General features: G+C 69.8%; 19 protein-coding genes and 1 riboswitch. Of the genes, 4 read left to right on the forward strand and 15 right to left on the reverse strand.

All coding sequences use genetic code 11. The features are described from left to right. Positions 1 to 36 precede the first annotated feature (36 nt). Positions 37 to 942: a LysR family transcriptional regulator gene (locus NWE53_RS22550; RefSeq protein WP_265051576.1), complete on the reverse strand. Its 906-nt coding sequence runs from the start codon at positions 940 to 942 to the stop codon at positions 37 to 39. A 98-nt stretch (positions 943 to 1,040) separates the two neighbouring features. Here NWE53_RS22550 and NWE53_RS22555 point away from each other — a divergent pair, with 98 nt between their 5' ends. Beyond that, positions 1,041 to 2,282 carry an MFS transporter gene (locus NWE53_RS22555; RefSeq protein WP_265051577.1) on the forward strand — a complete coding sequence of 414 codons (1,242 nt, stop codon included), beginning with the start codon at positions 1,041 to 1,043 and terminating at the stop codon, positions 2,280 to 2,282. Positions 2,283 to 2,285: 3 nt separating this feature from the next. On the opposite strand, the gene bluB is transcribed toward NWE53_RS22555, so the two are convergent. The 5 genes from bluB to cbiE all read right to left on the reverse strand — a co-directional run bounded on the left by bluB (position 2,286) and on the right by cbiE (position 6,953). Beyond that, positions 2,286 to 2,897: a 5,6-dimethylbenzimidazole synthase gene (gene bluB / locus NWE53_RS22560; protein WP_265051578.1), complete on the reverse strand. Its 612-nt coding sequence runs from the start codon at positions 2,895 to 2,897 to the stop codon at positions 2,286 to 2,288. After that, complete coding sequence (locus NWE53_RS22565) at positions 2,894 to 4,216, reverse strand: cobyrinate a,c-diamide synthase (RefSeq protein WP_265051579.1); 1,323 nt, start codon at positions 4,214 to 4,216, stop codon at positions 2,894 to 2,896. Before NWE53_RS22565 ends, bluB begins: the two co-directional genes overlap by 4 nt. After that, positions 4,213 to 4,977, reverse strand: a complete 765-nt coding sequence (gene cobM, locus NWE53_RS22570) for a precorrin-4 C(11)-methyltransferase (RefSeq protein WP_265051580.1) — start codon at positions 4,975 to 4,977, stop codon at positions 4,213 to 4,215. The genes NWE53_RS22565 and cobM overlap by 4 nt, the downstream gene beginning before the upstream one ends. Positions 4,978 to 5,164: 187 nt before the next feature. After that, positions 5,165 to 5,554, reverse strand: coding sequence for a cobalamin biosynthesis protein (locus tag NWE53_RS22575; RefSeq protein WP_265051581.1), 390 nt, complete (start codon positions 5,552 to 5,554; stop codon positions 5,165 to 5,167). Positions 5,555 to 5,702: 148 nt separating this feature from the next. Next, positions 5,703 to 6,953 carry a precorrin-6y C5,15-methyltransferase (decarboxylating) subunit CbiE gene (gene cbiE, locus NWE53_RS22580; protein ID WP_265051582.1) on the reverse strand — a complete coding sequence of 417 codons (1,251 nt, stop codon included), beginning with the start codon at positions 6,951 to 6,953 and terminating at the stop codon, positions 5,703 to 5,705. Here cbiE and NWE53_RS22585 point away from each other — a divergent pair. Beyond that, positions 6,952 to 7,716: a cobalt-precorrin-6A reductase gene (locus tag NWE53_RS22585; protein ID WP_265051583.1), complete on the forward strand. Its 765-nt coding sequence runs from the start codon at positions 6,952 to 6,954 to the stop codon at positions 7,714 to 7,716. The genes cbiE and NWE53_RS22585 overlap by 2 nt on opposite strands. Here the strand turns inward: NWE53_RS22585 and cobJ are convergent. The 9 genes from cobJ to NWE53_RS22630 form a co-directional block, all read right to left on the reverse strand. Next, the gene (gene cobJ / locus NWE53_RS22590; protein WP_442865051.1) at positions 7,659 to 8,432 is read right to left on the reverse strand and encodes a precorrin-3B C(17)-methyltransferase; all 774 of its coding nucleotides are present in this window, start codon (positions 8,430 to 8,432) and stop codon (positions 7,659 to 7,661) included. The two genes, NWE53_RS22585 and cobJ, sit on opposite strands and share 58 nt — an antisense overlap. A 134-nt stretch (positions 8,433 to 8,566) precedes the next feature. Continuing rightward, complete coding sequence (locus NWE53_RS22595; RefSeq protein ID WP_265051584.1) at positions 8,567 to 9,337, reverse strand: precorrin-2 C(20)-methyltransferase; 771 nt, start codon at positions 9,335 to 9,337, stop codon at positions 8,567 to 8,569. Continuing rightward, positions 9,312 to 9,944, reverse strand: a complete 633-nt coding sequence (locus tag NWE53_RS22600) for a precorrin-8X methylmutase (RefSeq protein ID WP_265051585.1) — start codon at positions 9,942 to 9,944, stop codon at positions 9,312 to 9,314. The genes NWE53_RS22595 and NWE53_RS22600 overlap by 26 nt, the downstream gene beginning before the upstream one ends. Then, positions 9,941 to 11,377, reverse strand: a complete 1,437-nt coding sequence (locus NWE53_RS22605; protein WP_265051586.1) for a hypothetical protein — start codon at positions 11,375 to 11,377, stop codon at positions 9,941 to 9,943. The genes NWE53_RS22600 and NWE53_RS22605 overlap by 4 nt, the downstream gene beginning before the upstream one ends. After that, positions 11,374 to 14,889, reverse strand: coding sequence for a cobaltochelatase subunit CobN (locus NWE53_RS22610; RefSeq protein ID WP_265051587.1), 3,516 nt, complete (start codon positions 14,887 to 14,889; stop codon positions 11,374 to 11,376). Before NWE53_RS22610 ends, NWE53_RS22605 begins: the two co-directional genes overlap by 4 nt. 9 nt (positions 14,890 to 14,898) lie before the next feature. Beyond that, positions 14,899 to 15,954 (reverse strand): cobalamin biosynthesis protein CobW, encoded by a 1,056-nt coding sequence (gene cobW, locus NWE53_RS22615; RefSeq protein WP_265051588.1) that lies wholly within the window; start codon positions 15,952 to 15,954, stop codon positions 14,899 to 14,901. A gap of 4 nt (positions 15,955 to 15,958) precedes the next feature. Further along, the gene (locus NWE53_RS22620; protein WP_265051589.1) at positions 15,959 to 16,348 is read right to left on the reverse strand and encodes a DUF1636 domain-containing protein; all 390 of its coding nucleotides are present in this window, start codon (positions 16,346 to 16,348) and stop codon (positions 15,959 to 15,961) included. 41 nt (positions 16,349 to 16,389) lie between these two features. Beyond that, on the reverse strand, positions 16,390 to 17,130 hold the full coding sequence (locus tag NWE53_RS22625) for a CbtA family protein (protein WP_265051590.1): 741 nt from the start codon (positions 17,128 to 17,130) through the stop codon (positions 16,390 to 16,392). A 12-nt stretch (positions 17,131 to 17,142) separates the two neighbouring features. After that, complete coding sequence (locus tag NWE53_RS22630; RefSeq protein ID WP_265051591.1) at positions 17,143 to 17,319, reverse strand: CbtB domain-containing protein; 177 nt, start codon at positions 17,317 to 17,319, stop codon at positions 17,143 to 17,145. A 36-nt stretch (positions 17,320 to 17,355) separates the two neighbouring features. Then, positions 17,356 to 17,555, reverse strand: a riboswitch (cobalamin riboswitch). A gap of 165 nt (positions 17,556 to 17,720) precedes the next feature. Here NWE53_RS22630 and cobU point away from each other — a divergent pair. Beyond that, positions 17,721 to 18,233 carry a bifunctional adenosylcobinamide kinase/adenosylcobinamide-phosphate guanylyltransferase gene (gene cobU / locus NWE53_RS22635; RefSeq protein ID WP_265051592.1) on the forward strand — a complete coding sequence of 171 codons (513 nt, stop codon included), beginning with the start codon at positions 17,721 to 17,723 and terminating at the stop codon, positions 18,231 to 18,233. A gap of 9 nt (positions 18,234 to 18,242) precedes the next feature. Next, positions 18,243 to 18,860, forward strand: a complete 618-nt coding sequence (gene cobO, locus NWE53_RS22640) for a cob(I)yrinic acid a,c-diamide adenosyltransferase (protein ID WP_265051593.1) — start codon at positions 18,243 to 18,245, stop codon at positions 18,858 to 18,860. Positions 18,861 to 19,188: the final 328 nt, after the last annotated feature.

Here is a 19,188-nt window from a genome sequence, read left to right on the forward strand (position 1 = left end):
TGTTTTTGCAGGGGCTGCGATCCACTAGCGCCTTGCCTACGGCTCGGCGCAAAGACGCGCGAGCGCGGCGGCGAAGCTGCGGGCCGCGGGCCCGAGCGGCGCATCGAGGCGATGGCCGACATAGGCCTCCGCCGGGAGTTGCGCGCGGCGGCCGAGAACGCCGGTCTCGACGCGCGCGAGGCGGCCATTCGCAAGGTCCTCGGCCGCAAGCCAGCCCGGCAATCGGCCCCAGCCCAGACCGGCCAGGATCATGGCGTGCTTGATGTCCTGCCCGCCGACGCGGCAGGTTCGCGGCGAGATCACGCCGATATCGCGCTGATCCGTCAACGACGACCGGTCGAACTGCACGATCTGGAGATGATCGGCGAGCGCGGCGGCATCGAGCGGCCCCGCCTGTTGCGCGAGTGGATGCGCAGCCGCGACCACGGCGATCATGTCGATCGCGGTCAGTGCGTCTACCGCAATGCGGGGGTCGCGAAAGCTCTCGCCGACGATGATCGAGAGCTGGCTGCGCTTTTCCAGCAGCGCGGTGATCGGCCCGCCGAGCGCCTCGGCCGAGAGCCGTATCGCGACCGACGGATAGGTCTGGCTCATCTCGGCCAGGGCGGCGCCGACAAGCAGGGGCGGGAACAGCACGTCGACGGTCAGCGACAATTCCAGCTCTACCCCGTCGCGCAATCCTCGTGCCCGGGCACGCATCGCGTCGACCCGCAGCAGCACGTCGCGGACATTGCTGAGCAGCGCCTGCCCTTCCGATGTCAGGGCGGGCTTGTGTCCCGAACGATCGAACAGGGCGATGCCGAGTTCGTCCTCGAGCTTTGCGATGGCGTGGCTGACGGCAGACTGCACCCGGCCGAGCCGGGCGGCCGCGGCGCGAAAGCTGCCGGCTTCCGCCACAGTCAGGAACATCCGCATCCGGTCGAGCGACAGGCTGTCGAGCATGATCGATTCCATAGATCAAGTTGATGCGGATTATCTCACTTCCGTCGATGAAGCAGAAGGTCCATCACAGCACAGGGTTTTCAACGAGGCGTGCCGTCTTGCGCGGAATTGAGGAAACAGCGGGCGGCGCGGCGGGCACGAACCGTATCGGTGCGTCGCCCACGACCGATTGGTGGCTCGTCGCCTTCGTCGTTACCGCCGGCATCGCCGCCTCGCTCCAGATCGGCAAGGCGGCTATCGCGATCCCGCTGCTGCAGGCGGAGACGGGCTACGATCTGGCCGTGCTCGGCTGGGTCAGCTCGATCTTCGCAGTCCTCGGCCTGTTCGGCGGCGTTCCGGTTGGCGCGCTCGCCACACGCTTCGGCGACCGGCGCATCCTGCTGCTCGGTCTGGCGCTGCTCGCCTTCGGCAGCGCGCTCGGCGCCGGCACGTCCGGCTTCGCGCCGCTTCTGGCTTGCCGGCTCATCGAGGGCACCGGCTTCCTGATGGTCAGCGTCTCCGGTCCGGCGCTGCTGCGCCGCTGCGTGGCGGAGCGCGATCGGGAGATCGCGATGGCCCTGTGGAGCTGCTTCATGCCGGCGGGAATGGCGCTGGCAATGTTGCTGGGTCCGCTCTTCGGCAATTGGCGTGCGATCTGGCTGGCGGGCGCCGCCTTCGCGCTCCTTGCCGCCATGGCGGTGCTGCTGCGGGTGCCGGCTGGCGTCGGCGGCGCAAAGATATCGTGGCGCGGCCTCGCAGCGGATGCCGGCAGCATGTTTCTCGCTCGCGGGCCGGTCCTGCTGGCGCTCTGCTTTGCCCTCTACGCGATGATGTTCTTCGCGGTGCTCAGCTTCCTCCCTGTCCTGCTGATCGAGCGCATGGGCAGCTCGCTTGCGCTGGCAGGCCTGCTCAGCGGCCTGGCCACGGCCAGCAACATCCTCGGCAACCTTCTGGCCGGCGTCCTGCTGCGGCGCCGGGTGAACCGCGCGTTGCTCCTCGCCGCAGCCAGCGGCGCCATGGGCCTCGCCGCGCTCTTCGTCTTCCTGCCGCTGCTGCCGGCGGCAGGCGCCTTCCTCTGCGGTGTCCTGTTCGCGATGGCGGGTGGCTTCATCCCCGCGACCCTGCTCTCGACGGCCGCCGCGATCGCGCCGCGTCCCAAACTGGTCCCCACCGCGATCGGCCTGCTGATGCAGGGCAGCAATCTCGGCCAGGTGTTGGGGCCTGCCGTGGTGGGCCTGGTGATTTCCGGGATTGGCTGGTCGGGTGCGGCGGGGCTCGTGGCAATCCTCGCCCTTCTGGCGATGGCGACGTCGCTGGCCTTGCGCCGTGATGTCGCGCGCCTCACGCGGGCGGGGGGCTGACCGTCAGCCCTGTTCCCAGCCTGCCCTGACGAGTTCGGGTAGGTCGGATTCGTCCTCCGGCCAGCCGACGCAGAGATAGGCGATCAGCTTCCAGCCGGGCTGCGCATCCACTGCCGCCGCGATCACATCCGGTTCGAGGATCGAGACCCACCCGACGCCGAGCCCATGCACGCGTGCCGCCAGCCAGAACTGCGTGATCGCCGCGACGACCGAATAGTCCAGCATCTCCGGCATGGTCCGCCGGCCGAGGCCATGGCCGCGCCCCGTTGCGTGATCGCAGAAGACGGCGAGCTGCACCGGCGCTTCATGCAGGCCCTCAAGCTTGAGGCGGGCATAGAGCGCGGCCTGTTCGCCCTCGTAGGACGCCAGCGCATCCCCGTTGCAGCGGCTGAAGCTGGCCCGCACGGCCTCGCGCTGCCGCGGCTCATCGACCGTGAGCCAGCGCCAGGGTTGCGAATGCCCGACCGAGGGCGAGAGCTGAGTCTGGGCGAGCAGCTCTTCGATCAGCGTGGCCGGCACCGCTTCGCGCCTGAAGCGCCGGACATCGCGACGCCAGCGCAGCAGTTCTCCGAATTGCCGGGCGAACGCCGCGTCGAAGACCGGGGCGCCGGTCACGCGGACGGCGCCGTCGCGATGGCATGGAAGAACGACCCCGTCACCAGCCCGCGTCGGCTGCCGGCCGGGGCCGGAGCGGAGCCATGCGGGTCGCCGACCATGGCGAAGGGCGGATCTTCGCCTTGCGCGACGATGCTGGCATAGTGGAACTCATGGCCCGTCAGGGTCGCGCCGGCCAACCCGAGCGGGCCATCCGCCTGCAGCACGGCGCGGCGATAGCCGAGATTCATTTTGCGTTTGGCGAAGGAGGTCTCGACCGAGAGCAGCCCGGCCATGCCATGCGAAACGCCGTCCGCATCCGTCAGGCTGCGGCCGAGCACCATGTAGCCGCCGCACTCGCCATGCACTGGCCGGGTCTCGGCGAAGCTGCGCAGGCCGCCGAGGAAACGTGCTGCCGCCGCGATCGTCGCGGCATGGAGCTCGGGATAACCGCCCGGCAGCCAGCAGGCGTCGCAGTGCTCCGGCGGCGCCTCGTCCTGCAGCGGCGAGAACGGCACGAGTTCGGCGCCTGCCGCCCGCCATCCTGCCTCGACATGCGGATAGACGAAGGAGAAGGCCGCATCGCGCGCGATGGCGATCCGCCGGCCCGGAGCCGGCAGGGGCGGGGTGTCGTGGGCGGGTGGCAACCTCGTCTCGCCGGCGGCTGCGATCACCGCATCGAGGTCGACCGCGGCGGCCACGGCCTCCGCCAGCGCATCGAGTCGCGCATGCAGATCGGCCGTCTCGCCCGCCTGCACCAGCCCGAGATGCCGCTCGGGCAGGATCAGGCTCGCTTCGCGCGGCAGGGCGCCGAGGACGGGCATCCCGATGCGCTCCATGCCCTGCCGGGCGAGGCGCTCATGGCGCGCGCTGGCGACCTTGTTGAGGATCACGCCGGCCACGCGAATGCGCGGATCGTAAACCCGGCAGCCGAGCGCGACCGCCGCTGCCGATTGCGCCTGGCCGGAGACGTCGATGACGAGCAGGACCGGCCAGCCGGTCAGGGCGGCGATGTCGGCGCTGGCGCCGGTATGCCCCTCCGGTCCCGGCACGGCATCGAACAGTCCCATGGAGCCTTCGGCGATGACGAGATCGGCCGCTTCGATCGCATCTTGAGTGATGCGCCCGAGCAGGCCGTCCGGCATGGCATAGGAATCGAGATTGGCGCTGGGTGCGCCGGTCGCTGCGGCGTGGAAGGCCGGGTCGATGTAATCAGGCCCGCATTTCAGGCCGCGCACGGTGAGGCCGCGCTGGACGAGCGCACGCTGCAATCCCAGGGTGATCGTCGTCTTGCCGGAGCCGGAGCGCGGCGCGGCGATGAGCAGGCCGCGCGCGCTCATGCGCCGCCCCGAGGCCGGAAGCGGCGGTCGTAATCGACCGAATAGAGCGCGCTCTCGCGGAAATCATCTGCCGCCAGCGCCGGGCCGACAAGGATAAGCGCCGTGCGTTCGAGGGCACTCTCGCGAACCTGTCCGGCGATGTCGGCGAGCGTACCGCGCAGCACGGTCTCGTCGGGCCATGTCGCGCGGAACACCACCGCGACCGGGCATTCCGCGCCATAGAATGGGGTCAGCTCCGCCACGACCTGCCCGATCACATGGATCGAGAGATGGATGGCGAGCGTCGCGCCGGAGGCAGCGAAAGTCGAGAGCGTCTCCTTCGGTGGCATGGCCGAGGCGCGGCCCGAGGTGCGCGTCAGCACCAGCGATTGTGCGACGCCGGGCAGGGTGAGCTCGCGCTTCAGCGCGGCGGCGGCGGCGGCGAAGGCCGGCACGCCCGGCGTCACGCTGTAGGGAATGCCAAGCCGGTCGAGCCGGCGCATCTGTTCGCCACAGGCGCTCCAGATCGAGAGATCGCCGGAATGCAGCCGCGCCACATCCTGCCCGGCGCGATGTGCTTCCTCCATCTCGGCGATGATCGCGTCGAGGTCGAGCGGGGCTGTATCGACGATACGCGCGCCCGGCGGGCACCAGTCGAGCATCGCCTTCGGGATCAGCGAGCCGGCATAGAGGCAGATTGGGCAGGCGGCGATGAGATCGCGGCCGCGCAGGGTGATGAGGTCCGGCGCGCCCGGTCCGGCGCCGATGAAATGGATGGTCATAAGGACGATGCCTTGCGGTTCTGCCCCGTCATTCCGGGACGCAGCGAAGCTGCGGGCCCGGAACCCAGAACCGATGCCGCTTCTCGTGACGCCATGCGTCGCGCGCTTCCCTCTGTCGGACCTGCGGTTCTGGATTCCGGGCTCATGCCTACGGCATGTCCCGGAAAGACGCAGAGGTTCCGGGCTATCACGACGCGCTCCGTGCCAGCGCGCAGGTGACGCGGGCGGTCGCGATGCGCGGCTGCACCAGCGTTCCGCCGGGACCTGCGCCTGCGAGCGCCGCAGCCTCGGCCACCGAGCCGACGCCATAGAGCGAGGCGATCCGGGTCGAACGCGTCGCGCAGGCGGCCTCGAAGCCCTTCAGCGCCTCGTCGGGAATGGCGACGAGCTCGGCAGACCGGTCGGCGGCGGCGGCGATCATGCCGACCTCCGCGACGCGACTCGCCAGCGTGGCGAAACGCGCGGTCTCGCTGCCCGCAAGGCCGGCGATCGCCAGCGCCTCGTCGAGGCAGGCGAGGATGTCGGCAGCCTCAGTTCCGGGCCGGATGCCGATGCCGGCGACGAGGCGGCCGGTCATCTGGGAACCCTCGCGATGATATTCGTCGTCATCCCGGGCGACCGCAGGGAGACCCGGGATCCACGCCAGAACGCTTCAGGCATGGATCCCGGAGTGGCGCCGCTCACGCGGCTTGTCCGGGATGACGGCGCGGATGGTGTCAAATGCTTCAAGGCTTCTCGACCCGCCACTGCGTCACCGGCATCGCCGGCCGCCAGCCATGCTTGCCGCCGACGGGTGCCAGCCGGTCGATCGAAATGCGCCTGAGCGAGCCGCCATGCTCGGCATGCAGCGCCGCGAGCTTCGCCTCGCCCTCGATCGTCACGACATTGGCGACGAGCCGGCCGCCGGGCTTCAGCGCCGCCCAGGCGGCGTCGAACAGCCCGTCCTCCGTCAGCCCGCCACCGATGAAGATCGCATCCGGCGCCTCGCGCCCGACGAAGCCTGCGGGCGCTTCGCCGAAGACATCGACGGAGAGCCCGCCGAGCTCGAGCCTGTTGCGCGCGATACGCTCGGCGCGTTCCGGCTTCGCCTCGAAGGCGACCGCCCGGTTGCGGACATGGCGCTGGCACCATTCGACGGCGATGGAACCGGAGCCCGCTCCGACATCCCAGAGCAGTTCCCCGGCGCGCGGCGCCAGGGCAGAGAGGGTGATGGCGCGGATTTCCGATTTGGTGATCTGCCCGTCATGGGCGAACCAATCCTCGTCGAGACCGGGCGTGAGCGGCAGAATATGGGCATCGCGCCCGGCCACGACATCGACCGCGATCATGTTCAGCGGCACGATGTCGTCGAAGGCGAAGGCATCGGCCCGCGTCTCGCGCACGCGCTCCTGCGGGCCGCCAAGCTGCTCCATCACGACGAGACGGCTGGCGCCGAGGCCGCGCGCGCGCATCAGCTCGGCGACGGCGCGCGGCGTCGTCTCGTCCCAGGAGAGGGCGAGGATGCGCGCGCCGGGCTGCAGATGCGGCACGATCCGATAGAGCGTGCGCCCATGCAGCGAGACCAGCGCGCATTCCTCCTGCGGCCAGCGCATCCGCGTGCAGGCCATCGAAAAGGAGGAGAGCTGCGGAATGATCCGCATTTCCGCAGCCGGGATGGCGCGGCTCAGGCTGTTGCCGATGCCGTAATGGAAGGGGTCGCTGGTCGCGAGCACGCAGACCTTGCGGCCGCGTTCAGCCAGGATCTGCGGCAGCGCATTGCGGAAGGGCTGCGGCCAGGGCCTGAGCTCGCCCGGCACGGAGCCGACGAGCGCGATGTGCCGCTCGCCACCAAAGACGATCTCGGCCTCGTTCAGCGCGGCGAGTGCCTCGCGGCTGAGGCCTGCGGGGCCGTCTTCCCCTAGCCCGACCAGCGAGAGCCAGGGCGTTGGCGCCTCGCGGCTCGACAGGGCATCCGATTCACGTAAGACTGCCGACATGACCGTCCTCATCCTTGGCGGAACGAGCGAAGCTGCTGCGCTTGATCAGCTTCTGGCTGATCAAGCTCCGGAAATCCGTGCCATTATCTCGCTGGCGGGGCACACCGTCGATCCCCGGCCGACGAATCTGCCGGTGCGCGTCGGCGGCTTCGGCGGCATCGACGGCTTGAGACAATATCTCGTCGAGCAGGGCATCGTCGCCGTCGTCGATGCGACCCATCCCTTCGCCGCGATCATGCCCTTCAACGCCGAGCATGCCTGCAAGGCGGAAGGCGTGCCGCTGTTGGCGATCCGGCGCGAATCCTGGGCGCCGCGCGCCGGCGACCGCTGGAAATCGGTGCCGGATATCGATGCCGCCGTGCAGGCCCTCGGCGAGGCGTCGCGCCGGGTCTTCCTCACCGTGGGCCGCCTCGAACTGCCAGCTTTCGCCGATGCTCCCCAGCATCGCTACCTCGTGCGCGTCATCGAGCCGATCGGCGACCGGCTGCCGGTGCCGCATGTCGATGTCATCCAGCAGCGCGGGCCGTTCGACACTGACGACGAGGAGGATCTGATGCGCCGCGAGGGTGTGGAGATCCTGGTCAGCAAGAATTCCGGTGGCCCTGCGACGGTCGGCAAGCTCGCGGCGGCGCGCCGGCTCTCCCTGCCGGTGGTGATGGTGGAGCGGCCGCCCAAGCCCGATGTCGAGACCGTCGATCATATCGATCAGGTCCTGCCCTGGCTGGTGGCGCAGGGGCTCTTCGTCACCGAGCGCGGCGTGTAGACGTAAGGCGCGGCGCCCTCGCGGGCGATCAGCCGCGTGCTCGATGCCCCGATCATCACCAGCGTCGCCATGTCGGCCGTGCCGGCTGTCGCGATCGCCTCAGCGAGCGTGAGAACGCGCAGGATCTCGTCCGGCCGCCCGACGGCACGGGCGAAGAGCACCGGCGTTTCAGCCGCGCGATGCTCCGCCGCCAGGTCCAGCGCCGCGCCGAGCTGCCAGGGCCGCGCCTTCGAGATCGGGTTGTACAGGCAGATCACGAAATCGGCGGCGAGGGCCGCCGTCAGGCGCGCCGTCACAACTTCCCAAGGCTTCAGGTTGTCCGAGAGCGAGAGCGCGCAGAAGTCGCCGCCGAGCGGTGCTCCAGCCCGCGCCGCCGCCGCCAGCATCGCGGTGATGCCGGGCTCCACCGTGATCGGGATGACCAGCCACTCCGCCGGCCCGGCTTCCAACGCCTCGAACACCGCCGCCGCCATGGCGAAGACGCCGGGATCGCCACCGGAGACGACCACGACCTTGCGGCCCTCAGCAGCCAGCTTCAGCGCGTGGGCGGCGCGCTCGACTTCGACGCGATTATCGGAGGCATGCTTGGTCCGGCCGCTCCGTTCCGGCACGCGGTCGAGATAGGGGCCGTAGCCGATGAGATCGCTGGCGGCATCGAGCGCCGCCTGCGCGGCCGGAGTGATCCATTCGGGCGTGCCGGGGCCGAGGCCGACGATGGTGAGCGAGCCTGTCGCGGTCGTGGCCTTTTTCTCTGCCTTGTCCCGCTCCGCGCCGTCATCCCGGATCGGCGCGGCTGCGCCGCTTGTCCGGGATGACGGCGGCGGTGAAACAGAATGCGAAGGACCGTCGCTCACAGCCGGCGCCCCTCGCCGGGCACCAGCACCATGGCGAAATAGGGCGCCTCGTCATCGGCCTTGTCGACGAGGCGGGCCACCACCTGCCGCTCCATGGTCGCGCGCTCGACATAGATCGCGCGCCCTTCCAGCCCGGCCGCCACGAGCGCGCGGCGCACCTTCGGCAGGTTCCGGCCGAGCTTCATGATGACGGCGGCATCCGTGTCGGCCAAACGCCGCGCCAGCTCCGCCTCCGGCAGCGTGCCGGGCAGAACGGTCATCACGTCGTCGCCCCAGGTGATCGGCGCGCCGGCCTCGGCCCAGGCGCCGGTCATGCCGGTGACGCCGGGCACGATTTCGGTCGGGAAGCGCTGGCTCAGGCGCCGCCACAGATGCATGAAGGAGCCATAGAAGAATGGATCTCCGTCGCAGAGTACGGCGAGGCTGCGCCCGGCCTGCATCTCCGCTGCGAGGCGCTCGGCGGCTTCCTCGTAGAAGGCCGCGATCGGCCCGTCATAATCGGGTTCGCCGACGCTGGCCTCGGTCGTGACGGGGAAGGCGAGTTCGATCTCGCGGGCCGAGTCGGGCGCGATGATGGCGTCGGCCGTGGAGCGGGCGTTGCCGCGCCGGCCACGCTTGCAGAAATGCACGAGACGGTCGGCCGAGAGGATGATGTCCCGCGCACGCACGGTCATCAAATCCGGCGCGCCCGGTCCGAGGCCGACGCCGTAGAGCAGGGTCTTTTCTGTCCCGCTCACGCCGCTATTCCTTGTCCTGCGCCAGCGCATTGACGGCGGCAGCCGCCATGGCCGAGCCGCCGCGCCGGCCATGGACGACGAGGAAGGGCACGCGTCCGTCCTTCGCCAGAGCCGCTTTCGATTCCGCCGCGCCGACGAAGCCGACGGGGATGCCGAGCACCGCAGCGGGCTTCGGCGCCCCGGCATCGAGCATTTCCAGCAGCCGGAACAGCGAGGTCGGCGCATTGCCGATCACGACGATGGAGCCAGCGAGCCGTGGCTTCAACAATTCCATCGCGGCGGCGGAGCGGGTCGTGCCCATACTGGCCGCGAGCGCCGGGACCTGCGCGTCGTCCAGCGTGCAGATCACCTCGTTGCCGGCTGGCAGCCGGGCGCGCGTCACGCCGTTGGCGACCATCTTGGCGTCGCACAGGATCGGCGCGCCGCTCTTGAGCGCGGTGCGGGCGGCTTCGGCGAAGTCGACGGACATCTCGACGTCACCGGGCAGGTCGGTCATGCCGCAGGCATGGATCATGCGCACGACGACGCGCTCGGCCGCGCCGCTGAAGCGGGCAAGATCAGCTTCCGCACGGATGATCGCGAAGGAGCGCTCGTAGATCGCCGCGCCGTCCTGGATGTAATCGTAAGCCCTGCTCAACCGCGCGGTCCCGTTATACGCGCCGCATTGGTGAGCCGCGCGTGAATCTCTTCTCCGGGCTGCAATCGCGCCATGAGCGTCGAAAGGTCAAGCGTCGCGAGCGGCTTGTCCCGCGCCGTGCCGCCGAGCACGACGTCGTAACGTCCGTCTCGACCGACCAGGGTGAGGTCGGCCGCGGCCGGATGCGCGCAGGATTTTATGCAGCCCGAGACATGCAATGTGGCACCCTGAGCGAGCAAGTCGCTGGCGGCTTCGGCCAGTTTCGCGGCGTCCGCCATGGCCGGAGCTTCCGCCCGCGAGCAGGCCGGGCTCCCGGCACAGGCCTGCACCGACAGGCGCGGATCGTCGTCGCGCGTGATCAATCCGAGGTTGTTTGCGAGGGCAAGCATGGCCTCGGCATCGACATGGCTGAGATTGCGGAAGGCCAAACCCCGCCAGGGCGAGAACCGGATGTCGGCCTGCTGCGTTCCAACGCCGGCACCGAGCCTATCGAGCGTCGCCGCATCGCAGCGGCCAAATGGCAGGTTGACGAGCGCCGCGAAGCGATCACCCGCCAAGGCGAAAAGCCCGGCGCGTCGAGGGGCCGGGCGGGGCGCTGGGGCAGCCGTTTCAGCCAGTCCGCCGAGGCCGGACAATGCCGCGGCGGAGAGGTCGCGCAGGCGGCGGATGCGCTCCGGAGCGGCGCTGCGTGCCCGTGCGAACCCGCGCAGGACGGTTTCCACGATGGCGGGCGCATCGAGCTCCGAAACCGGGCCGCGCCAGATCGTGTCGGCGAGCCCGACGACCACCCGGCCGGATTCGACGGCGACGAGCCGTATGTCGCAGGCAAAGCCGTCCAGCGCCTGTCGACCGCCATCATCGACGATGACGCAGTGCTTTGCTGGCAGGCCGGCAATGCTTCGCACCCGTTCCTCGATCGCCGCCGATAAAGCCGCGGCGTCGATCAAGCCCTGTCCGTCATTCCGGGGCGCGGCAACGCCGAGAGCCTGCAAACCTTGAACTTCGTCGCCAATCGTCGGGGCGCTGGAATCGCCCGCGCTTCGTCGATCCCGGCTGTGTTCATGGATTCCGGGCTCTTCGCTGCGCGAAGCCCCGGAATGACGGCAGGCGCCTGCCAGCGGCGAAACCAGCGTCAGCCGCTGCGGGCCGTCGCCCTCATGCTCGTCGACGAGGCGTTCCGCCAGCAGCCGCTCGACCAGCATCGGATGGCTTGCCGGCGTCACGCCCCTGATCTGCAGATTGGCCCGAGCCGAGATTTCGACGAGCCCGTTGCCGTGCTCCGCCGCCAGCGCCGCGATCCGCCGCAATTGCGGGGGCGTCAGTTGCGCGCCGGGCGGATGCAGGCGCACCAGCCAGCCATCGCCGGTCTCCATCGGCCTCAGCGTGCTCGGGCACCAGCCGCGCCGCAGCGCCTCTTTCGGGAGCGCGGTCATTCCGCCGCCTCCCGCGCCAGGAAGGCCCCGACCGAATTGCGCCGGCTGGTCCACAGGCCGCGCCGCGCCGCCTCGGCGAGGCGCGCGCGGATCGAGGCGGCCGCCGGGGCATTGGCGGCTTCCAGCGCCGTCCAGATTTGCGGATCGGCGCAATAGGCCTGGAACACCGCATCGAACAGCCCGTCCGCGACCGCATCCGTACTCGCCGCGAAGACGAAGAGCGTATCGACCGCCTCGGCCAGCTCGGCCGCGCCGCGCCAGCCATGGGCGAGCTGCGAAGCGATCCAGCGCGGATGCGTCAGCCGGCCATGGACGATGCGGGCGATATCCTCGGCCAGCGTGCGCACCTTCGGTGCTTTTGGGTTCGCGCTGTCGAGGCTGTAGAGCACCGGGTCGGCGCCGAGCGCCTTGGCTGCGGCTGCGAGACCGCCGATGACATCGGCCGCGCTGCTCGCTTCCAGGATATCGCGCCCCGCGGTGTCGCTGACATGGATGAAGGCATCGGAGCTGCGGATGCGGTTGGCAAAGCCGGAATCGGCCGTCGCGAGGCCCTCAGGCCCGCCATAGGCATGGTCGGAAGCCGCGAGATAGGCGGCGCCCAGCTCTTCGCGATGCGTCCAGTCGCCATCCAACGCGCGGTCGGCCATCGCCGCGCCGTAGCGGCTGGGCGCGGCGCCGTAGATGCGCGCGCCGTGCTCACCGCGCCGGCGGGCGGCGGCGGGCGCGTTCCAGTCGTCGGGCTCGTCCAGCGCGGCCACCGCTCGCGTCGCCTGATCGATCAAGGCGATCTGGCCTGGAAAGGTGTCGCGGAAGGTGCCGGATATCCGCACGGTCACATCCAGACGCGGGAATGCGAGCTTCGGCTGCGGCACGATGCTGAAGCCGGTGACGCGGGTGGAGGCATTGTCCCAGAGCGGCTCCACGCCCATCAGCGCCAGCGCATGGGCGATATCCTCTCCGCCCGAGCGCAATGTCGGCGAGGCCCAGAGATCCATCACGATCCGGCGCGGATAGTCGCCGTGATCCTGCAGGTGGCGCGACACCACCGCCTGCGCGGCCACCTTGCCGAGCCTTGCTGCGGCGCGCGTCGGAATGGCGCGCGGATCGAGCGTCGAGAGATTGCGCCCGGTCGGCAGCACGTCGGGCCGGCCGCGATGCGGCGCGCCGGCCGGGCCGGGCGGCACGAAGCGGCCGTCGAGGGCGGCGAGCAGGTTCTCGCGCTCGTTGCGGGCCGAAGCTGGGTCGATCTCGGATTGCCCGAAGACATGCAAGCCGTCGCGGAAGGGCAATTCGGCGATGTCGCAGAGATGCGCGTCGAGCCGCGTCAGCGCCTCGTTCATCTCCATGTCGGGCATGACGCCGCAGGAGGCTGCCAGTCCGCTCGCCTCGGCACGGGCGCGAATCTCGGCAGCGACGATGTCGGCGCGACGCGGGTCGAGCACCTGCGCCTGCGAGAATTCCTCGACGAGATCGCGCAGCAGGGCGACTTCCCCTTCGGGCTTGGAATCCGCCAGCGGTGGTGGCAGATGGCCGAGGGTGATGGCCGAGAGCCGCCGCTTGGCCGGCGCGGCTTCGCCGGGATCGTCGACGACATAGGGGTAGATCACCGGCAGCCCGCCGACGGCAAGGCGCGGCCAGCAGCCGGCGGAGAGCGCGACCGCCTTGCCCGGCAGCCATTCCGTGGTGCCGTGGGTGCCGAGATGGATCAGCGCGTCGACGGCCTCGGCTTGGCGGAGTGCGAGGTAGAAGGCGAGATAGCCATGGCCGGGCGGTGCGTCGGGGTCGTGATAGCGCGCCTTGCGGTCTGGCGTGGCGTCGCGCGGCGGCTGCAATGCGACAGTGAGCTTGCCGTAGCGCACGGCGCGGAAGCGGAAAGCGCCGTCGCGGCAGGTCGGATCGGCCTCGGGCGCGCCATGGCTCGCCAGAAGAGCCTCGCGCGCTGTGGCGGGGATGGTGGCGAGGCAGTCGCGATAGCCGGCAAGCGAGAGGCTCAGCTCGGCCGGGCCTGCGGTAAGGGCTGCCATCAAGCTGGCCCCCTCATCCAAATCTGCGCTGTCATCCCGGACAAGCCGCGATAGCGGCGCCGATCCGGGATTCCGGGTCTCCCTCTGGTCGCCCGGGATGACCGAGGAGGGGATATCGACGGAATACCCCGCTCCGGCCAGCAGCTTCCGGATCGCCGTCACGCTGGCGGGCGTGTCCAGGCCGACGGCGAAGCCGGCCCGCCCGCCGCGAGCAGGATAATCGGACATCACCAACGCCAGCCTGCGCTCTGCCGGTGGCTTCCGTGCCAGCGCAACCCAGCCGGCAGCGAGATCGGCGAGCGCGGCGATGCCCTCCGCGTGGGGCTCGAGCCGGCGCGTGGCGAGGCCGGTCGCCGGATCGGTCGCCTCCGCCTTAAAGGCGACGGGGATAGCGCCGATGCGGCCGTCGAATTCCGTTAGCGCCACCTGCATGGCGAGATCGGCAGCCGAGAGGCCACGCGGCGATGCGTCCCAGGCCTCGCGTGGGCTGCCGACCGGCACGGCCTGCAGGATCGGACAGGCGGCGGCATCGAGCACGAAGTCGTCGCCCTCGCGCGCCGAGAAGGCTGTGGTGGTGACGATCAGCGCCGGCTTGCGCAGTGCGATCAGTGTCGCGAGCTCGGCTGTAACGGCCGGGTCCTTCAGGCTCGTCAGCGCGAGCGGCAGTGCCGCCAGGCCGCGGCCGGCCAGTTCAGCGGCGATGGCCTCGCCCATGGCGGTGTCGCCCGCCGCGACGCCGGAGCGGTAGAGCAGGATCGGGACCAGCGGCCGGTCGGCCGGGATTGCGGCGAGCGCGTCCCGCCAAGGCAGGGGCGCACCGCCTTCGCTCAATGCGAAGAAGGATGGCAGGGCGATGGGTGCAAGGTCGGCGGCGTCCCGCCGGCCCTCATCCGCCTGCCGGCACCTTCTCCCCCGAGGGGAGAAGGGCGCGATTGCCGCCGCTTCATCCTTCTCCCCCCGGGGGAGAAGGTGGCCCGGCGAAGCCGGGTCGGATGAGGGTCGAAGCGCCGTCAGATATCCTTCGATCCGCCTCAGCAGCCGGCGCATGTTCTCGGCGCCGCCGCCGGCCTGGAAATAGGCCAGAAGCCCTGCCGCAAGCTCCGCCGGCACCGTCGCATACTCGGTCAGCCGCGGATCGGCACGCTCGTCGCCCGGCAGGATCGCGAGCGGAATGTCTTGCTCGCGGCAGGCCGCGCCCAGCCGCTCGATACCGTAACGCCAGTAATCGAGCCCGCCGAGGCAGCGCACCAGCACGAAGCGGCACTGCGCCGCGGTCTTCTCGATCAGGAAATCGACGGAGAGCGGGTGCTTCAGCCGCCGCAGCGGCGCGAGCCGCAGCGACAGGTTGCTGTCACCTGCCGCCACCGCCAGCGCCGAAAGGTCGCTGTCGGTGAAGGAGAGCACGAGCAAATCTCCCGGCGGCAGGGCGAGATCGACGGCGTCCCCGCCGTCGTCGAGCCTGATCTCGCTGGTCGGGAGGAGGTGCATCGCCCGATGTTACGCCCCCGCGAGGGCCGCTTCCACGGCCTTGAGATCGAAGCCCTTGAGCCCGATCACGGTCAGCCGCCCGTCGCGGGCCTCGCCAGCGCCCCAGGGCCGGTCGAAATGATGGCCGACGCGCCGGCCGACGCCCTGCACGACGAGGCGCATGGGCTTGCCCGGCACGGCGGTGAAGCCCTTGAGGCGCAGCACGCCCTCGGCCTCTGCCGCCCTCGCGACGCGCGCCGTCAGCTCTTCCGGCGTGAGCCCCGCCGGCAGCGGCACGGCGACCGAGTCGAAATCGTCATGGTCGTGATCGTGCTCGCCCTCGCCGTGATGCGAGGGGCGGGCGGCGAGATCGCTCTCGGCGGCGGCGCTCAAGCCCACGATCAGCGCCGGCTCGACCTTGCCATTGATGGTCTCGACGATTTTGATCGCCTTCGGCAGATGCTCGGCGATTTCGGCCTTGACGCGGGCGCGGCCGGCTTCGTCGACGAGGTCGCTCTTGTTGAGCAGGATCAGGTCGGCACAGAGGATCTGGTCCTCGAACACCTCTTCCAGCGGGTTGTCGTGCTCGACGGACGCATCGGCCGCCTTCTGCGCCGCCAGCGCCTCCGGATCATCAGCGAACTGGCCCTCGGCCACCGCCGGGCCGTCGACCACGGCGATGACGCCGTCGACCGTGACGCGGGCGCGGATCGCCGGCCAGTTGAAGGCCTGCACCAGCGGCTTCGGCAAGGCGAGGCCGGAGGTCTCGATCAGGATGTGCTCGGGCGGGTTCGGCCGGTTCAGCAGCTTTTCCAGCGCCGGCACGAAATCATCGGCGACAGTGCAGCAGATGCAGCCGTTGGGCAGCTCGACCACGTCCTCGTCGCTGCAGCCGGCGATACCGCAGCCTTTCAGGAACTCGCCGTCGAAGCCGAGATCGCCGAATTCGTTGACGAGCACGGCGAGCTTCTTGCCCTGCGCGTTCTCGAGGAGATGGCGCACCAGCGTGGTCTTTCCGGCGCCGAGGAAGCCGGTGATGATCGTGCAGGGCGTCTTGCCGAGGTTGGCGGTCTGCGGAGCGTTCATAGGTTTATCCTTGCTGGCGCGCCGGCATCGGCGGCACGCGTGCGACCACGCCCTTGCGGAAGGACTGGGGCCGCTCTTTCCAGGGAACGATGCCGTTGGCGCTGGCGGCATAGGCCTCCGCCGCGCCGACGATCTCGTCGAGATGGGTTTCTGTATCCAGGTCGCCGATCAGATAGGTCCATTTGCCGTCGGCCGCGAAGGCGACGGTGCAGGGCCGCTTGCAGACGGCGAGGCATTCGACGGGCACCACCGGAATGGCACTGCCCTTGGCTGCGAGCTGCGCGGCCAGCGCTTCGGCGAGCGCCAGCCCCGGCTGGTCGTAACCCTCCGGGAGGTCGGCGCGCGCCCGTCTGCAAACCGTGCAGACATGGATGGTGAGGTCGCCCTCGGACATGTGGCTTGCCTTTCGCGCGGAGCCCGAAGGCGCCGCTATCCTCAGGCCGCGGCGGCGCGGCGGCTCACCCAGGGCCAGAGCACGCCGACCATGAAGCCGGTCGCGAGCCAGAGCGCGGCCTGGATGCCGAGCGAGAGCGCCGCGAAATGCGCCGCGACCTCGGCCGGGACCTTGCTCTCCGGCGCGGCCGGATGCGGCGCACCGACGACGTGCGGCAGCAGGATCACGACGACGGCGAGCAGCTTGAGCCAGGGCGCGTCGAAGCGCAGGAACACGAACAACCCGATGGCCGTGGCGATCGCGGTGGCGAGCCACCAGAGCTGGCGCTGTTCCAGCGCGGCGGATGCCGCGCCCGGCAGCTCCGGCGCCAGCCCCATCGCCGGCACGAGGCCGAAGGCGAGGAAGCCGCAGGCGCCCCAGATCAGGGCGCGGCGCTGATCGATCGTGTCCCCGGCCGCGATCATGCCGGCGAGCAGCAGCGCGGCGAAGCCGATCGCGGTCGCGATCGTGACCGAGCTGGTGAAGAGCGTGCGCTGGAGGCCGTCCGCCGGCTTCCATTCGGCATGCTCATGGCCGGGCGCATCGCCCGCCGGGCCATGCGCGAGGATGATTTTCGCCTCGCCGTCGAAAGCGGCGAGCGTCGGCGCTTTCAGCGCGAGCGCCGCCTCATAGGTCTCGGCCTTGAGGATAAGCGGGGTGGTGGTGACATGCTGCAGGGCGGCGACGATCAAGCCAGCCAGAAGCCCGGCCAGGATGCTGACCGTGAGAACACGCGTGACCATGATGGCTTTCCCTCAGTGGCAGGGAAAGGCGAGGCCGTGACGGGTATCGTGCGCGGCGTTATGGACATTGGTCGAGGCCGCGAAGCCGGTCGTATAGATCAGCGCGACGCCGATCGCGAGCGCGGCGGCAACCGCCTTGACGCGTTCGGAAACGCTGAGTGTGGGAGTGGAAACCGAAACCGTGTTCATCATGCTCTCCGTAGCCGCCCCGCCGGCAGCTGGTTGGATCTTTGCGGGTCGACGGCAGGTCTCCTGGCTCGCGGGTTAGACGTCCTGCGCCGCCTTCCCGGAGCGTTGGCTCCAGTGGCCGATGGCGAAGGACACCCGCTTACAGTTGCGGGGGCAGCCGCGGCATTGGGCAGAGCAAGCCCGCACCGCGTTCCCTTTTCACCTCCTCGCGGAGGCACCGTCAGCGACGATCATTAGCCTTAGGGATGCTGCTGTGCAATGCAGGGTGCGCCGCAAGCGCGTCATTCTCGGCCTTGACCCGAGAATCTCATGCAGGAAGAGGCTCGCGCGCCTCCTTCGGGGTGGGATGCCCGGGTCAAGCCCGGGCATGACGACAGGGGGCGGCGCCGAAGGACCTGCCCATGGACTTGCCCCATCTCGCCCTCATCCTCGGTGGCGCCCGCTCCGGCAAGAGCCGCCATGCCGAGTCGCTGATCGAGGCTTTGCCGGCGCCCTGGACCTACATCGCGACCGCCCAGGCCTATGACGACGAGATGCGCGAGCGCATCGCCGAGCATCGGATGCGCCGGCCCCCGGGCTGGCTGACGGTCGATGCGCCGCTCGATCTGGCGGAAGCGATCGCCGAACAGCCGGCCGGGCAGCCGATCCTCGTGGATTGCCTGACGCTTTGGCTGACCAACCTGATCCTCGCCGAACGCGATACCGCTGTTGCCGGGGCCGCGCTTATCAGTGCATGCGAGCAGGCTTCCGGCCCCATCGTGCTGGTCTCCAACGAAGTCGGCCTCGGCATCGTGCCCGAGAACGCGCTCGCCCGGCGCTTCCGCGACGAGGCCGGGCGGCTGCATCAGGCGCTTGCGGCACGCGCCGGCCGCGTGGTCTTCATGGTCGCCGGATTGCCGATGCGAGTGAAGTGAGCCGAAGACATGACGCGGGATATCGACGCTGACGAAGCCGCCCGCCACAAGGCGAAGATGGAGAAGCGCAAGGCGGTTCAGGACGCCGAAATCGCCTCCAAGACGGTCGAGAAGGGCCTGCTCATCGTCAATACCGGTCCCGGCAAGGGCAAGTCGACGGCGGCCTTCGGCCTGATCCTGAGGGCGCTCGGCCATGGCTGGCGCATCGGCGTGGTGCAGTTCATCAAGGGCGCCTGGTCGACCGGCGAGCGCAAGGCGCTCGAAGCCTTCGGCGATCAGGTCAGCTGGCACAGCATGGGCGAGGGCTTCACCTGGGAAACGCAGGACAAGGCCCGCGACATCGCCGCCGCCGAGCGGGCCTTCGCCAAGGCGAGGGAATTGATGGCCGATCCGGAGATCAGGCTGCTGGTGCTGGACGAGCTCAATATCGCCTTGCGCTACGATTACCTGCCGCTCGCCGATGTCGTGGCGACGCTCAAGGCTCGCCGGCCCGACCTCCACGTCGTCGTCACCGGTCGCAACGCCAAGCCGGAACTGATCGAGGCCGCCGACCTCGTCACCGAGATGACGCTGGTGAAGCATCACTTCGCCGCCGGCGTGAAGGCGCAGCAAGGTATCGAGTTCTGAGCCTCTTTCGGGGGGCGCAGAAAGAAGCTTGCCGTCTTTCTCGGGGTAAATCGACCCAACCCATTCCAGCAGACGAAGACGGGTAGGAGAGCGCGGGAACCCCTCTCCTGTAAGGAGAGCGGAGGGGTGAGCTGTTTGGAGGGGCATCGCTAGCCCGAGCCCAACCGCGCCGTGAGCACTCGCGTCCCTGGTCCAGCGGCCTCCACCTCATCCTGCCCGCTCCTTCCAGGAGAGGGTTCCCGCGCCTCCATTGCCCGATCGATTACCCTTGCTGGCGGACACTTGACGGAATGGGGTTCCTCTTCATATTGAATTTGAATTCAGATTC

Origin of the sequence: Bosea sp. NBC_00550, assembly GCF_026020075.1 — a bacterium.
Lineage (GTDB): Bacteria > Pseudomonadota > Alphaproteobacteria > Rhizobiales > Beijerinckiaceae > Allobosea.